This is a genomic window from Trinickia soli (assembly GCF_002879855.1).
GTDB lineage: Bacteria > Pseudomonadota > Gammaproteobacteria > Burkholderiales > Burkholderiaceae > Trinickia > Trinickia soli.
The window spans coordinates 1-14,106 of the sequence record NZ_PNYB01000016.1 but is presented as its reverse complement, the minus strand read 5'-3'; the positions used below and the strand labels follow the sequence as shown (position 1 = coordinate 14,106).

Below are 14,106 nucleotides of genomic sequence, written 5' to 3'. Positions count from 1 at the left end.
GGCTTATGCGTCCGACGGAGGATTCAACAAATCGTTATAGCGCGAGCGATGTTCGGCGCGATCTCCTGCAGGCGCATCGCCACTCCCCGCTCCCTCGTGAAACTGAAAACCTTGATTGGCGAGCCGGCCGTTGCTCGCATCACCGCGATAGTCCCCCGGCACCGGAATCTCGTGCGTGGTCCCATTGGCCATCTCCAACTTATAGTTTTGCGTCGTCACGTGATGATCGATCGGCAAGTAACCGGTGCGGTCGATCACGCCTTGCTTGACGAGCGCGCCATCGGCAAAGAGCTTGAAAGGCATCCCAGCGGGCACGCTATTGGGCGCATCGGGCGACGCATTGAGCTTGAGCGTGAGCCGCTTCGTCGGCATGTCCTTGAACGCGGGGTTGTTGACGTCCATGCGCGTCGGTCCGTTGAACACGCGCTGCGCCCCTTTGACATCGATCGTGCCGGGCCCATGAATCTCGATGTTGCCGTCTTTGATGCGGATATACGCGCCGCCCGACGTCAACAGGATGCCCTGCTGCGCCGCCACCTTCACCATATCCGTCGCCGCCAGCATTCGAATTTTCGAATTGGCCATCAACTCGATATTGTCGGAATGCGACTGAATCTCGACCTTGCCCTTCCCTGCAAACAACTTCATGCCCGCGTTCTGCACGAACAGGCTGATCTTGTCCGACACGCTCGCAATCAGCGACTTCCCGGCGACGATATGCGTGCTTTGACCGCTGACTATGTTCACATGCGCGTCGGTCGACACATGGGCCGATTGCTGCGTCGACAGCGCCATGCTCTCAGGCGAGGCAAACAGCATGACCGGCTGCGTGAAACCATTCGCGCTACCCGTCCCGCCGCCGGCCGTGCGCCCGCGCGAACCATCGCCGGCGACCGAGTGCTGCGTCGCGTCCGTGAACGCTTTCAACGAATCGTGGCCTTGCTGAAGGCCTTCCGCTTGATGTTGCACGCTGGCTTGCGAGAGCGCGTCCATGACGCTTTCGGCGTTGATGAGCTGCGAAGCGGCGGGGCGTGCGTCGAACGGCTGCTTCGTCGAAGCCGGGTGCGTAGAAACATAAAGCCCCTGCCCGGCGCGAATCGCACCGTAAGCGTCCGACTTCAAATCGAACCCGCTGCCGAGATATTCACCGCGCGCGTTGCCCGTGTGATTGACCAGATACCCCAGATGCAGATGCGAATCGGCGCTCGTCGTTGCAAGATGAATGCGGTTCTGCCCCGTGGCGTCGTCCATCACGAGTTGATTGAAACCGCTGCCGCCGTACTCCTTCGATCGTAATCCCGACAGCAGCCCGTTCGTGTGCCAAACCGGCGGCGTCGCGCCGCCATGCATGCGACCGACGATCACGGGCCGATCGCAATCGCCTCCGATGAAGCCAACGAGCACTTCATCGCCCGCGCGCATCGGGAAATGCCCGCCGCGGGTCGAGCCCGCAGCGGCGAACCCGGCACGCACCCAACATGACGCATTCTCGTTTCGTTCATTGCGACGATTCCACGGAAACCACACCTTCACCCGATTGAGCGAATCGGTATAAATCTCTTCGCCGTCGGGCCCGGCAACGATCGCCGGTTGCAACTGCATGACGGGTTTCTCATGCTCGCGCGGACTGCGAAACGGCGTGCGCCGCCGTTGCGCTTCGACTTCGACCTGAAAGAAGCCTTCGCTGCCGTCAGCATGCCTGACCGCAACGCCGCCCTGCTTTGCCGCGGCAACGCCTGCCAGCTCGCTTCTAAGGCTCTGCGAAAAATCGGCGACGTCCTCCATCCCCGGCAGATTGTTGCGGATCGTCCAGACCGTCGAAAGAATGGCAAACTCGCGATCTTGCGATGCGCCGCGGTCATGCACGGGGTGCCCTACGAGCGTGAACCAATACCCGGGCATGGCCGAGCGCAAGCTGCCGATCCCATGAAAACGCTGCGCCTCCGACGCCCACGCTTGCAGGCGAACCGTGGCTTGGTCGTCCCCGTGCTCGCGCGCGCCCCACGTGTAGCCACCGGTGTAGTCGTAGACTTCGCCCTGCGCCGGCACCTCGTTGTCATGGCGGCTGACATCGCCGCTCACGTGCTTGGTCCAATCGGGGCGCTTGTAGTCGAACGTCCGCGTCGTCAGCGTCGCACTTTGGATCTGCTGGCGCTCGTGCCATTGCGTAAAGCCGTCGACCTCCTCGCGCACACCCGTGCGGACGAAGCGCACGGGTTCCGTGTCGAGCTTCGGCACGAAGTACAGGTCGTCGAGCAGCACGAGCGTGTGCGATTTGCCGTCTTCGGCCTGTTCGAACCGGCCGAACACGCCGGCTTCCTCGAGGCTGCGATGGACGAAGTGCCAGTCGTGCTCCCACTGAACGCGGTAGGAATACGACGGCATCGCCTGCCTCAGATCGAAGCGATAAGCGCCGCCCGCCTGCGGATGCGCATCGAACACATCGGCAATGATTTGCTGGCCGTTTTGCTCCTGCCAATCGCGCATGTCGCGGCGCAATCGCAGGAAATGCATCCAGGAGGAAAAGCGAAGCTGGTAGAACGTCAGATACCCGTCCGACCCAAGACGCGCGCAGGCATGGACGTAACCATGATGCGAACGGTACGTTCCGTCGGCTTGTTGTATCCAAAGCGTGACCGCGACGCCGATCAACGTTTTGATGTCGATCGCATCGCTGCGCGTCGACACGGCATCGACGACAAATTCATAGTCGCGCCCAATACGTGAGACGCCTTTCACATATAACGGCAGTAGTTGGTCGCCGCCGAGCGGCGTGTCCAACTTCAGTAGCCGATTGTGCTGGATGCCCCCGCTGTATGCCGCGTCGAAAAGCTTATTCGAAGCCATGCCGCGCCCCTCTTTTGACAACAGATTCTTCTGAGAAGCGGGGATTTTAATTGAGGCGACAGGAATAATCGATAGCGACAGTCGACAAGCCGCCCGTCCTTGTCGAAAAGTTCTAATTGACGATTTAGAGAAAACGACAACCCGCAAGTAAGCGGAAAATAATTCCGCATTTTGATTTGAGATCTCAAAACGAGATTGTCATTTTTACCGCCAACACTGTTTTCGACCCGACGCCTTCAGCAATGACGTTCGGGCTTATGCTGTGCGCAAGTTTTCATTCCGGCTCGTGACAGCAGACGCAGATCTTATTGCCGTCAAAATCGCGAAAGTATGCGCCGTAGTAATCGGGATGATATTGAGGCCGAAGGCCGGGCGCGCCTTCGCAGGTGGCGCCGTTCGCGAGTGCTGCGGCGTGAGCCTCGTCGACCGACGCACGGGTGGGTGCAAGCAGCCCTACGGTTTGACCGTTCCCGCTTTGCGCTGGCTTGCCATCCAATGGGCGGCCGATGACGAACAGTGGTCGCGGTTTGCCGTTCTCCATCCAACCGGCCCAGGCTCTGTCGGAATCGGAGAATTTCAACTCGAGTCCCAGCGTGTCCATGATGGCGGAGTAGAAGGCGAATGATTGGTTGAAGTCATTCACGCCGATGCAAACGTGCGAGATCATCGTGCTTGCTCCCGAAAAGGAACTGTTGCGAAGTGGTGCGGATGGCGGCGAAGGATTGCCGATGATCGCATCGAGGGTGCCACTTCGCAATTGCCAAGTCGGTCTATGGGCTGCAGTGCCGATCAATCGGTTCCGCGTGATTGCTTCATACGTTGTTTCCACTGTGCCATCAGTGTTCTTCTTTGCGCCTCATACGCTGCATCGAGAAACGTGGCGTCGACAATCCGATCCATCCTGAAGTGACGAAATTCGCGGCGTAATTCGCACCACGCAACGAGGAGCCACAGCATCACCGTAACCGATGCGTAGCGGCCATATTCATCGGGCGTCAGCATGAGAGGCGGCATGTCGTAGTGACGGTTGCCCTTCGAGCGCTTCGCCCTGCGCACACGAATATGCGGCAAAGCAGACGCTTTGACTATTCGTGCCTGAGCGTTTGGAAACCCGCGAATGCGAACGTCGTGAGTTTCGCCGCGGCCGCCGCAGGCGGATCGGCCGATACGTCGGGTAGCGTTAACGTGGACCGGGGGCCGATCAACGACGGATTCGAGCTGCCCCCGCGCGAGCGCCGAGGGCTCGGCGGCGGAACGGTGCCGAACACCGCCTGCGAAGCGGCCCGGATCGCGGAAAGCGAATCCTTCAAATGCTCGCGGCCAACGCCGATGCGGCGTGCGTAGCGGCCTCGCTCGGTATCGCTGTCGTAGCCATCGTCCATGCCGCGAGACTTGTCGGGCGGTTCGATCGCCCCGCTTCCGCCCACCCATGAGGCGCCTGTCAATGAAGCCGAGGCTCTGATCTGATCCGGCGTGGCGGTTCCCTGCAACGCGGTGTGCATCGCCAGAGCACTGGCGACGTAAGGATCGGTCTGCGTAGCGAGGGTCGCCGGAAAATCGTGGAATATCTTGTGCGCGCCGGGCTGACCGGACGTCATTTCAGGCGCGAACTCGCCTGCATGACCGACGACCTCGCCGCCGTGGTCGACGAGAGGCGCAAGCGCAGTGGAAACGCGCGCCGTCGCAGCGACACTGACGGCAACCGGATTGCCTACCAACGCGCCTCGCTGGGACGTCGAAGCAATCTCGTGCCGCCCCCGGCCCATATTGGGCGGCAATTCTGGTGAAGGAAACGTGTCATCCCTAAATTGCTTGGGGGTTGTTTGCGCGCCATGGCCCATTGCGAGCACGGATGACTTGATCGCACCGGTATGATTGAGCGCGGACAACTGTCCGCCACGGCTTGCAACGTCGACAGCGCGAGCTCGTTTTCCCAGGATCGACGCAGCGTCGGGAAATTCCGGGGCCGAAGCGCCGGTACTCTTCTTTCCGGCGGTTTTGGGATCGCCCTGTTTTTTGGCGGATTGCGGCGGCATGAATCGGATCCGATGACGAATCTGGTTGGCTTTGAGGCGCGCGACATCGGCATTTCGAATCAGTACGCCCACGATCCGCAGCGCACCGGTTAGTGCCGTAGATGGGCGGCCGCTCGCGCACTCGCGTCACCGGCAACATACTCCTGCGGCTTCGCCACGCAATGTACGTGCCATACGAATGGTGCCCCGTATTGAATCGGTTCCAGCGCTGGTTGGCCTTGGATGCCGGGTTGATTTTTACCCACCCGCTCCGGCAAACAATCCGCCGGCGAAGCTTTTCGAGTCTTGCACAGCGCTGGAAAATCAGGGAATCGATCGATTGGGCGTTTTTCGACCCAATCTGGGTTTTCGTGCGTACAAGGCGCGATCGTGAACGTTCCGATCGGCAACCGCGTGTTGTGGCGAGCGATTCGAAACGGCGACCGATCAGACGCGCCCATGCCGGAGCGCTAGAGCCGGCGTCTGGCCATCGTATTGCCACGGGGCGTTGCACGACGTGCGAGAGTGCGAGAGTTCGACAGTCAGCGGTCGGAGCAGCCCTGGAACCGATGAGGTTTTTGCCGGGCTGAAGGCCATCTGGTACACGGAGGAATTCGCAGCACTGTCGAGGCCTACTTGCACGCTGGCTGTTGGCATCAAGCGCACCATGGACCTGTTCGGATCAGGGGCCGCGATACCGGGAAGCAATCGCTCGCTCATTCTCGAACGTCATGTGAAAGATTGAGCGCAGCGTGCAGCCTAACGTCGAGCTCCGCTCAACTCCTGATGTAGCGCCACAAACTCGCGCGCGATCTTGTGCGACGGATCGAGGTGAATGACCGGCTTCGCCTGCTGATGTGATTCGCGAATCTTCACCGACGACGACAGCCGCGACGTCAGCACGGGCAAGCCCTCGTCGACGAGTTCGTCGACAAGCTTCTGCGGCAGGCTCGCACGTGGCTGAAACTGGTTGACGACAATGCCTTCGACCGCGAGATCGGCGTTGTGGTCCTGCTGAATTTCCTTCACGTTATCGAGCAGCGCGTAGAGCGCACGACGCGAGAAGTCGTCGCAGTCGAAGGGAATCAGGCAGCGCTCGACCGCGATCAGCGCAGAGCGCGTGTAGAAATTCAGCGCGGGTGGCGTGTCAATGTAGACCGCGTCGTACATATCGAGCTCATTCAGTGCATCCCGCAGCTTGTAGATCTTGTAGCGCGACTCGAGCTTGCCATGCAGCGCGTCGAGATCGGGATGCGCGGGCATGATGTCCAGATTCGCGAAGGGTGTCGGCCGAATGAACGACGTGACGTCGATCGGACGGAAGTTGAACGTGAGCGCGGTTTCGAAGAAGTCTGCGACGTTGGGCTTCACGTCGACCGACGCCGGGCCGAGGAGATACTGAGTCGAATTCGCCTGCGCGTCGAGGTCGATGACCAGCGTACGCCGGCCCTCGCTCGCGCAGATTGCAGCGAGATTACAAACGATCGTGGATTTGCCGACGCCGCCCTTTTGATTGAACACGACACGCCGCATATCATCGTTCTCCTATTCGCGTTTGTCTGGTGATGTGGACGGGGTCCAGCATACCGGAAGCGGAGAGGGGGCGAAGAGATCCTTGCTGCGAAAGACGTGGCGTATTCGTGGTGTTGCTGTTTCGAAAGCGTCGGTGGTGCTGCGATGGGTTAAAAGGACACGGAAGGCAACGTATAGGCAATCTATCCTGACGCCGGGGGGTAGACTGCTGCGACTGTTTGCGCGTCTTAATGCGCGCTCGTGAGTGTGATCCGGAAGCCCGAGTAAGTTCGCCCAAGGGCCGAATGCATCGCCCACAAGCTCGCGGGGATCGCGCACGTCATACCCACGATTACACCAATCGCCGGGTGCCGTCCCCCGCCCAGCGCACCTTCCACGACGCCGACGAGAAGGCCGACAATGAATGCCAGAAAAAAACCTGCGAGCACCGCTCGCCAAGTAAAAGCCCCCCAAACACGAATTGTCGCACCCCATGTCCAATCGCCTTGCCTCACGGTGCCTCTCCAGTCGTCGTTTACACATTGAATAACGGCCGATTCGCGTGTGGCTTTAGATAAAATCGCCTAATCACACTGTTACACTGTTGGCTGTTGCGCGCACCGCGAAAACGGGCCAATGCGGCCGCCTCAATGTCGGCCAAGGCCGAACCTTGCCCCCGAGAAACCAGGTGTGGATGTCTGGGTCACAATGTTGACCGCCCTAGGACGTGCGACCACGCGAGCGTCTGCAATGGGTCGACGCGCGTCGTACACTGGGCACGGTGTTGCGCGACGGCGGGGGCGGTCGGTGGTCCGACAGCCAGTTTCGGTCATTTGCCACCGATGTATAGATCGTCAACAAACTATTCTTGGATCGTCCTCTTCCATGAATCCTGGTCAGGGAGTGCGTGCGCTTTTCGTTTGCATCTCGGCTGCATTACTCTGTACCCACGCAGTTGCGAGTACTCGGGAAAACCGCTGCGGTTGGTTGCAAAACCCGACGCCCGCCAACTGGTGGCTTGACGACAAGGACGGAAGCTGGACCCTTTCCGTTATGGGAGAGAGGCCGGTCCCAGGGTTCGACGATCTCCCTGACATGACTTCGGGCGATTGGGTCGTTACCAATGCGGGCGGACACGGCTACGGATGCGCCTGCATCGATATGGATGTCGACAAAGGCACCGGTAAGGCCGTACGGCTATATTCGGCCAAGGTGCTTCCGTTGAAGCGTTGTAAGACCGATCGCTCTCTGCCCCCGCCGTGAAAGTGCGGTGAGGTCGGGCGCCCGCCATCTGTGTCGGAGGTCCGGCACCGGCCAGCTTGAGACGTTCGTCTGCTTGAGCCCGCGGAAGTTGAAAAGGCTGCTTCACTCAGCAAGCAGTCGTTCAATCCCCTGGTGGGCTACGTCAGATTCGTGGGCCCAAGCGCTCGCTTGCGCGATCATCCTTCAACGGCGGCTAGGGTCTGCATTAGACACATTGCTCTCCCTTTAGTAGCAATCCCACTCGCGAACTTGAGAACCAGATTCAAAAACAACCAAGAGATTCTTGCCCCGGGCGCACCGCGACCTCGCGGCCGGGAGAAGACTGTCCAGCGACGTTCCAATCTTCACTGCCGTGGTCCTTCCTTCAACTGTTTCGCGCCAGCGTGCGCCGTGTGGACGCACGGCACGAACGGTGAGCGAATTTGAGGAGACTTTTTGAATTCCCTGTAAGTATCTACTATCTCGCGCTCTCATTCTTTCAAGAGCTCGGGTCAGCAATGCGTCGAAGCCGATAGCGATCCCGGTTGCATCAATCGTAAACTGGTGGAGATCCGCTTGTGGTGTATCCGCATTCGCAACGTGAGCTGCGCGGTGGCGCCGCTGTGCGGCCATGCGATATGTCTCGTCTAAGGGGAGCGCTGTCAGTCCGAGTCTCGACGAGAGCCGTGACATCTCTCCCCACGGATCGTCAATATGAAAGGATTTCAGTATTAATTTAATCGTCTCATCCTGGACATTGGCTTGATCGAAGGCGAGAGCATGCGGCATTAGCTCATATGCAGCCGACGCGGTGGACGCTATCTTCTGCGCCTGATCCTGCATGTAGGCGATACGATCTTGCTTTGGTCTTATATTCAATTGATAGGACAAAGCCGAGACCGCCTCAAACGTAGTCGCAAATCGAAGACGTTCGGGGAGGTCACGGAATGGCACTCCAGTGCTTCCAACGTCAGACAAGATTTCGGAAGTTCGGCTTTTTATAAAGTCCTCGAGTGCTGCAAAACCCACGACGGCAAGACCATTGCGCAGAAGTCTAGCTACCTCATTGTGTGCACGTTCCGTCAACGCCTTTGGCGTCACTGCTTCGATGCCGAGCGAACGAACGAGCGACGAGATACGACCCAAGAACTGAGAGCGCGCAGCCGACATGGTTAGCCCCGCGCAATATTGCAGAGTGTGTCGTGCATAACACTGATCCGCAGCCGAACCGCCGATGGCGTATTGGTGCCCTGATTTACTGCTTTCGCGAATGCGGTGTTTTCCGTAAACAATAGGCTCGTCGCTTGAACGACAGCACCGGACCTTGCTTTCAGCTCAGCTAATTGCGTGTCATTCAACAGTGCCGTTGACACCATCTGGGCATCATACAAAGGCGAGATCATTTGGTCTCGCCAACCGTTATCGTTTGGCTTTTGAAACGCTCGTCGCCCCCAAATTTCCTCGCAGGCGGACAGGGAGCGAAGGAAGCGGTGCGATAGGACACTGGGCTCCGCATACCGATTCCTTGCCATAAAATCGTCCATTGCTTGGCTCAGTGAATTTCCCACGGACTCCCAACGTTCAAGCAACATAAAGAACCGCAATACGTGTTCTACATCATCCATATTTCTGTATGCAGCAGATTTATCGCTTGTTATCTTTAGCCGATCTTTCAGAAATGGATGATCCGAAAGGGCGACAAGCATGTCATTAAGCGGACCGGAATATGCCACATTCCGGATTTCTTGCGCTTTAAGTGAATCGCCGCCAGTATTTAGGCGAAGAAATACTTCATACTTGAGCGTCGGATCGGACTGTTGTAAGAGAGTCGTTACGCGAATATAAGGGCGCACATATAATGCGTTTTGAAGCGGGGATGGAAGATCGTGGAAACTCGAATTTTCCAGTTCGATGAATCGGTCCAGTCCTTTTAGGCGCAAATCACCTCGCAGAAAGTCGCAAATCGCCGTTATACGCTGCTTTCCATCAATTACACTATAACGCCCATACTCGTCTTCCGACAGAAAGACTGGCGGCACGGGGACATTTAATAAAAACGATTCAATGAGCGCGGACTGCTTCTCTATTGGCCAGCGATCGCGACGTTGATAGTGTGGCGAAACATCAATCGCATCTTTAATCACCATGTCGTAGATTGTAGCAAGCGAAAAATCCGACTGCTGGATGACCAAGCTATTCTGCGCCGTTATGAAACGGTCAACGATTTCCTTCGTTTGCATGTATGCACTCAATGCGAAAAACTTCGTTGAATTGTATAAAACTCATCCGTGGGCAAGACCGATTGCAAGGCCGCCATTTGCTAGACGACTGACGGAATAGCCGACAATCAATAGTTCTGCGTTGCCAAACCCCACGAAGGTTGAGTCTCAGTTATGACTAACGCGACGAATTATACAGGCGATGTTCCGCAGTGTCGAAAATTCAAGTGATGCAGTCCATTGGGAGCGGGAAGGATCAAGTACGCGCGAACGTCGAAAAAAGTTAGTTGACAGCAGTACCTTTAAAAAGATGGGCCTCTCTTAGGAAGCTTTTTCACTCCACTTCGCTACGGGAACGGCATACTGTTAGCTCCTGCTGCCTCGCAGAGGTCGCTGGATGATCGTCGGCATTGGCCGAATAGCGTCAGCGGCCCTTTCGAAAGGCTACGTCCGAAGCCGCCGGCCACTTTCGGCCGCTCAATTCGGTCACTGGGCGGTCACTCGGACGGCTGGTTCATTTCGAAACCTACCCGACGCTCAACGTGCGCATAGCGAACAAGCACTAAGGGAGCTAAAGGAACGCTAAGAAATGCCGTAAACATCCCCGTCGAGAGCAGGTTCTTTCTTGGGCCCACCGGATGAAGACAGCGTTGTTAACCGTACCCGAAAGATCGCTAAAAACAAAATTGAGGTAAAACAAGGATATGACTTTACATGCGGTTGGAGTTAAAAACCTCCGTGCTTTGGTTGATTCGGAGTTCATCGAACTAAAGCCGATCACCTTGCTAGTTGGAAAGAATAGTGTCGGCAAGAGTACCTTCGCGCGTGTTTTCCCGCTGCTTCGGCAAAGTAATGAAGAGAAACGTCGTGCACCAGTACTATGGTGGGGCAAGTACGTCGACTTCGGTTCATTTCGCGACGCGGTACACCGCAATGCAGATGTGAGGGAAGTCTCCTTGTGCTTCGATATTATGCTGGAGCCCGAGTCAGAGCCATTCCTTATGGACCCATGGTGGAGCCAAACGCTGCCCCTCGCCGGCCCTACCCGCTTCCAGTTGGAAGTGGCTTTTGCTTGCGGGTCGGATGACAATACGTATATCAAGCGAACGGAGATACGAGCAGACGGGATGAGTTGCACAGTACACACGTCCCAAAATATGGCTGTCGAAAAAATCATTTGTGGCGACGTGAACTGGACTCCGAGCACCGATGTCTCGGCGCACGGTGCGGCGGGAGAGCTGTTGCCGATGGTTACGTTTTTTCGGCACTTTCGCGCAAAAGATCGTACGTTCCGAAAACCTCAAAATCCGTTCATCGCGGAGTTGAACGATTCGATCCGGAAACTAGCGCACCCAAAAACAAAGGACGAGACAATCGCGCAGATAGTAAATTTGGTACCCCTCGGATCGGGCGCGGAGGTATTAAGTGCACTTCAGGCGGTGAACGGCTCATCGACCTGGAAGAAAAATACAAGCAAGCTGCGCACTACCAGTCCCGAACTCACGCACATTCGCGAGCTCGTATGGCTAGCCCACTTGGAAGAAGTATTTTCGTCGTTGAATTCCGAGATTCGCACGTTTTCTAAGGGTGTGCGGTATTTGGAGCCGTTGCGCGCAACGGCGCAGCGCTACTACCGAGTTCAGGAACTTGCAGTTGATGAAGTGGATTCAAAAGGCGCTAACCTTGCAGTTTTTATTCATAGCATGCAGGCCTTTGATCGTGACAGATTCAATGAATGGTTGAAAACTCATCTTGGCTTTGAAGTTCGCTCTGTTCCGGACGGCGGGCATATTTCGTTGCGGGTAAGATTTGTTGACGACAACGATGATACAAATCTCACCGACACCGGATTTGGGATGTCACAGGTTCTACCGATTGCTACGCAACTCTGGTCTTCCCAAGCTATGAGGCCGCGACGGGGAAGTGACAACGCTCCAACTTGCTTTGTGGTCGAGCAGCCAGAGCTGCATTTGCATCCTGCATTTCAGGAAAAAATCGCGGATTTGTTCGTCGCGTCACTGGAGGCCAGCTCTTCGGCGAAACAAAATCCGATGCGAATTGTGGCCGAGACTCATAGCTCCAGCCTCATTAATCGCCTCGGGGAGCTGGTTGCCGAAGGACGCATCGATCGCGATGATGTTCAAGTCGTCATGTTTGATCAGACTTCTGTATCAGCACCGGTAAAAATTCAAATTTCGCAGTTCGACGAAGAAGGTGTTTTGCAGAACTGGCCCTACGGTTTCTTTGCATCGGGGAAATCTCAATGATAATTGCACTCTCGGATGCTTTCGATAACGTCGATTTCTCCATTGATGCGGTTTCTAGGGCTGCTGTCGATACAATTTGTCAATCCGTGGCTAGGGGTGAGCATTTCCTTCTGGCTAGTAGAAGGCTTGCGATTAAGCTTTCGAACGAAGCCGCGTTGAGCCATACGACACGTGGCGTAATGGAGTGGCTGCGGAGTGAATACACTTACATTAAAGGCCTTTTAAACGGATTTAGATACCGCGTTGAAGTATGTCCGGCCGCGGCGCGTTTCGAACGACAGCCGAATCTCCAGGAGTGGGTTGTTCCGGCAAAGCATGTGGCGGACTTTGGTATTCGCCCGACGATCCTTCTTGCGGAAAATTCGCATGATGGCGACGTATATTGTTTCGCCGCTAAGCACTATATGATCGAGGCGAAACTGCAAGGCGTCCAACTGCGCATCGAGCCGCGAAATGGAAACGGAGCCGGAATCAGTCAGGAGCTGAGTCGTATAGCAAAGGAGAAGATTGAATTCTGCCTATGCATCACCGATAGCGATCGCTTGGCACCGACATGCGAACCGGGGGAAATAGCACGAGCTTGTGCGCGTGTCACGAAGGGATCTCACTCAGTGATTGACCATACCTTTGCGGGAGCACGGGAACTGGAAAATGCCATCCCTCATACGCTTTTTAAGCAAGTCGCCGAGGATTCGCATCCAGATACTTGGGATGAATTCCAAGAGCGCCTGTCGGTGGTGCCGGATGAGGCGGTGCGATTCGCCGATCTGAAAAACGGCGTACTCCTTTGCTCGATCTTTAAATTTGCGAAGACATCACCGCAACGGACCTACTGGTTGAAGGTAGCAACCGAGGTTTTCCCGGGTAGTGACTGCCTTGAACAAGAGCGCTGCGACAATGCGGAAGACTGTAAATGTTCGGTCTTGCCAGGTTTTGGTGAAAATATCGCCAGAGGTGTCCGAGAACGTTTGGGCGGTTGTTCTTCACACGAGAGTTATCGTACCGCAAAGGCCTCTGCAAATATCGACGACTGGATGATGCTTGGTCAAGCGGTGCTTGAGGCGGGCGCAGCTCCACCTCGAATGCGGTTATAACCGGGAGTCGCAACTGAGTGAGGGCTACGAGTCAGTCAAGCGCGGGGGACTCTGTGGGACTGTGAATTTGCCAGCGTGTTAGGTGCCGTTGCTTTCTCCCATGAGCCGGGCTGCTCGGCGACATTGCCGGGCGACCAATTCATTTCCGCCCCCCTCCTCTTGCAAAGGGTTAATGCAAAACAACTTCGACAGCTTTTGGCTCGGAACCTCCGAGAGGTCTTGGCGCGGACATTGGATCCAGTTCGTCTTTGGCGAGCCGCTCGTACGAGAGCAGCTGTGGAGGTCGTCCGACGAAACGGCAGTGACCGAGGTTCTGTTCCGACATGATGGGGTCGGTGGGCCGAACTACCTCGTTAGCTGCCGCTCGAGGTCCCGCCGAGCGACGGGCGGCAATGGGTCGAGGCTGTGTGAAAACGCAGTCATCGCCTAAACTGAATCAACGCATCGACCCCCGGGTGACTCATGAAGCGATTCGTTGAAGGCGATGACCGCAAGCAGGTTTCACTTCTGCCCGAATGCCTCGATGACTATGTTGGGCAGGACAATCCGGTCAGAGTCATAGATGTCTTCGTCGACGAGTTGGGGCTTGAGGATCTCGGTTTCGAGGGGGCCATCGCGGCGCTCACGGGGCGCCCGTCTTATCACCCAGGGGTGATGCTCAAGATTTATATCTACGGGTATCTGAACCGTATTCCGTCCAGCCGGCGCCTTGAGCGTGAATGCCAGCGCAATGTCGAGCTGATGTGGCTGATGGGACGTCTTGCGCCAGACTTCAAGACGATCGCTGCGTATTTCGGACGAACGTGACCGGCCGTTTCGGGATGGTGACCGGCGATTTCGGTAACGTGACCGGGCATTTCGGGAACGTGACCGAGCGGACCGGAAGGCAGGATTGGCGTTGCGCATGACA

11 protein-coding genes and 1 pseudogene are annotated in these 14,106 nt (G+C 56.7%); 5 read left to right on the top strand and 7 right to left on the bottom strand.

What is annotated here, in order from left to right; all coding sequences use genetic code 11:
- Nucleotides 1-3: 3 nt before the first annotated feature.
- The 4 genes from C0Z19_RS18325 to C0Z19_RS28280 form a co-directional block, all read right to left on the bottom strand.
- Nucleotides 4-2,847, bottom strand: a complete 2,844-nt coding sequence (locus tag C0Z19_RS18325) for a type VI secretion system Vgr family protein (RefSeq protein ID WP_102611259.1) — start codon at nt 2,845-2,847, stop codon at nt 4-6.
- Between the two features lie 274 nt (nt 2,848-3,121).
- The gene (locus tag C0Z19_RS18320; protein WP_102611343.1) at nt 3,122-3,514 is read right to left on the bottom strand and encodes a VOC family protein; all 393 of its coding nucleotides are present in this window, start codon (nt 3,512-3,514) and stop codon (nt 3,122-3,124) included.
- Between the two features lie 122 nt (nt 3,515-3,636).
- Entirely contained in the window at nt 3,637-3,849 is a 213-nt protein-coding gene (locus tag C0Z19_RS28285) for a WYL domain-containing protein (RefSeq protein WP_158243015.1), read from the bottom strand.
- Nucleotides 3,850-3,932: 83 nt separating this feature from the next.
- Nucleotides 3,933-4,565: a hypothetical protein gene (locus tag C0Z19_RS28280; RefSeq protein ID WP_158243014.1), complete on the bottom strand. Its 633-nt coding sequence runs from the start codon at nt 4,563-4,565 to the stop codon at nt 3,933-3,935.
- 153 nt (nt 4,566-4,718) lie between these two features.
- Between C0Z19_RS28280 and C0Z19_RS18305 the strand changes: the two genes are divergently transcribed.
- Complete coding sequence (locus C0Z19_RS18305) at nt 4,719-4,976, top strand: hypothetical protein (protein WP_102611256.1); 258 nt, start codon at nt 4,719-4,721, stop codon at nt 4,974-4,976.
- Between the two features lie 645 nt (nt 4,977-5,621).
- On the opposite strand, the gene C0Z19_RS18300 is transcribed toward C0Z19_RS18305, so the two are convergent.
- Nucleotides 5,622-6,395 carry a ParA family protein gene (locus C0Z19_RS18300; RefSeq protein WP_102611255.1) on the bottom strand — a complete coding sequence of 258 codons (774 nt, stop codon included), beginning with the start codon at nt 6,393-6,395 and terminating at the stop codon, nt 5,622-5,624.
- A gap of 615 nt (nt 6,396-7,010) precedes the next feature.
- On the opposite strand from C0Z19_RS18300, the gene C0Z19_RS29095 reads away from it, so the two are divergent.
- Nucleotides 7,011-7,637, top strand: a complete 627-nt coding sequence (locus C0Z19_RS29095; RefSeq protein WP_102611253.1) for a DUF4087 domain-containing protein — start codon at nt 7,011-7,013, stop codon at nt 7,635-7,637.
- Between the two features lie 225 nt (nt 7,638-7,862).
- On the opposite strand, the gene C0Z19_RS28030 is transcribed toward C0Z19_RS29095, so the two are convergent.
- The gene (locus C0Z19_RS28030; protein WP_146012097.1) at nt 7,863-8,786 is read right to left on the bottom strand and encodes a hypothetical protein; all 924 of its coding nucleotides are present in this window, start codon (nt 8,784-8,786) and stop codon (nt 7,863-7,865) included.
- 2 nt (nt 8,787-8,788) lie between these two features.
- Complete coding sequence (locus tag C0Z19_RS18280; RefSeq protein ID WP_102611251.1) at nt 8,789-9,856, bottom strand: DUF262 domain-containing protein; 1,068 nt, start codon at nt 9,854-9,856, stop codon at nt 8,789-8,791.
- A 683-nt stretch (nt 9,857-10,539) separates the two neighbouring features.
- On the opposite strand from C0Z19_RS18280, the gene C0Z19_RS18275 reads away from it, so the two are divergent.
- From C0Z19_RS18275 to C0Z19_RS18260, 3 genes and pseudogenes are all read left to right on the top strand, one after another.
- Nucleotides 10,540-12,102: an AAA family ATPase gene (locus C0Z19_RS18275; RefSeq protein ID WP_102611250.1), complete on the top strand. Its 1,563-nt coding sequence runs from the start codon at nt 10,540-10,542 to the stop codon at nt 12,100-12,102.
- Nucleotides 12,099-13,196 carry a hypothetical protein gene (locus C0Z19_RS18270; protein ID WP_102611249.1) on the top strand — a complete coding sequence of 366 codons (1,098 nt, stop codon included), beginning with the start codon at nt 12,099-12,101 and terminating at the stop codon, nt 13,194-13,196. The genes C0Z19_RS18275 and C0Z19_RS18270 overlap by 4 nt, the downstream gene beginning before the upstream one ends.
- Before the next feature lie 462 nt (nt 13,197-13,658).
- A pseudogene (locus C0Z19_RS18260) lies at nt 13,659-13,988 on the top strand (transposase); the annotation flags it as partial.
- Nucleotides 13,989-14,106 lie beyond the last annotated feature (118 nt).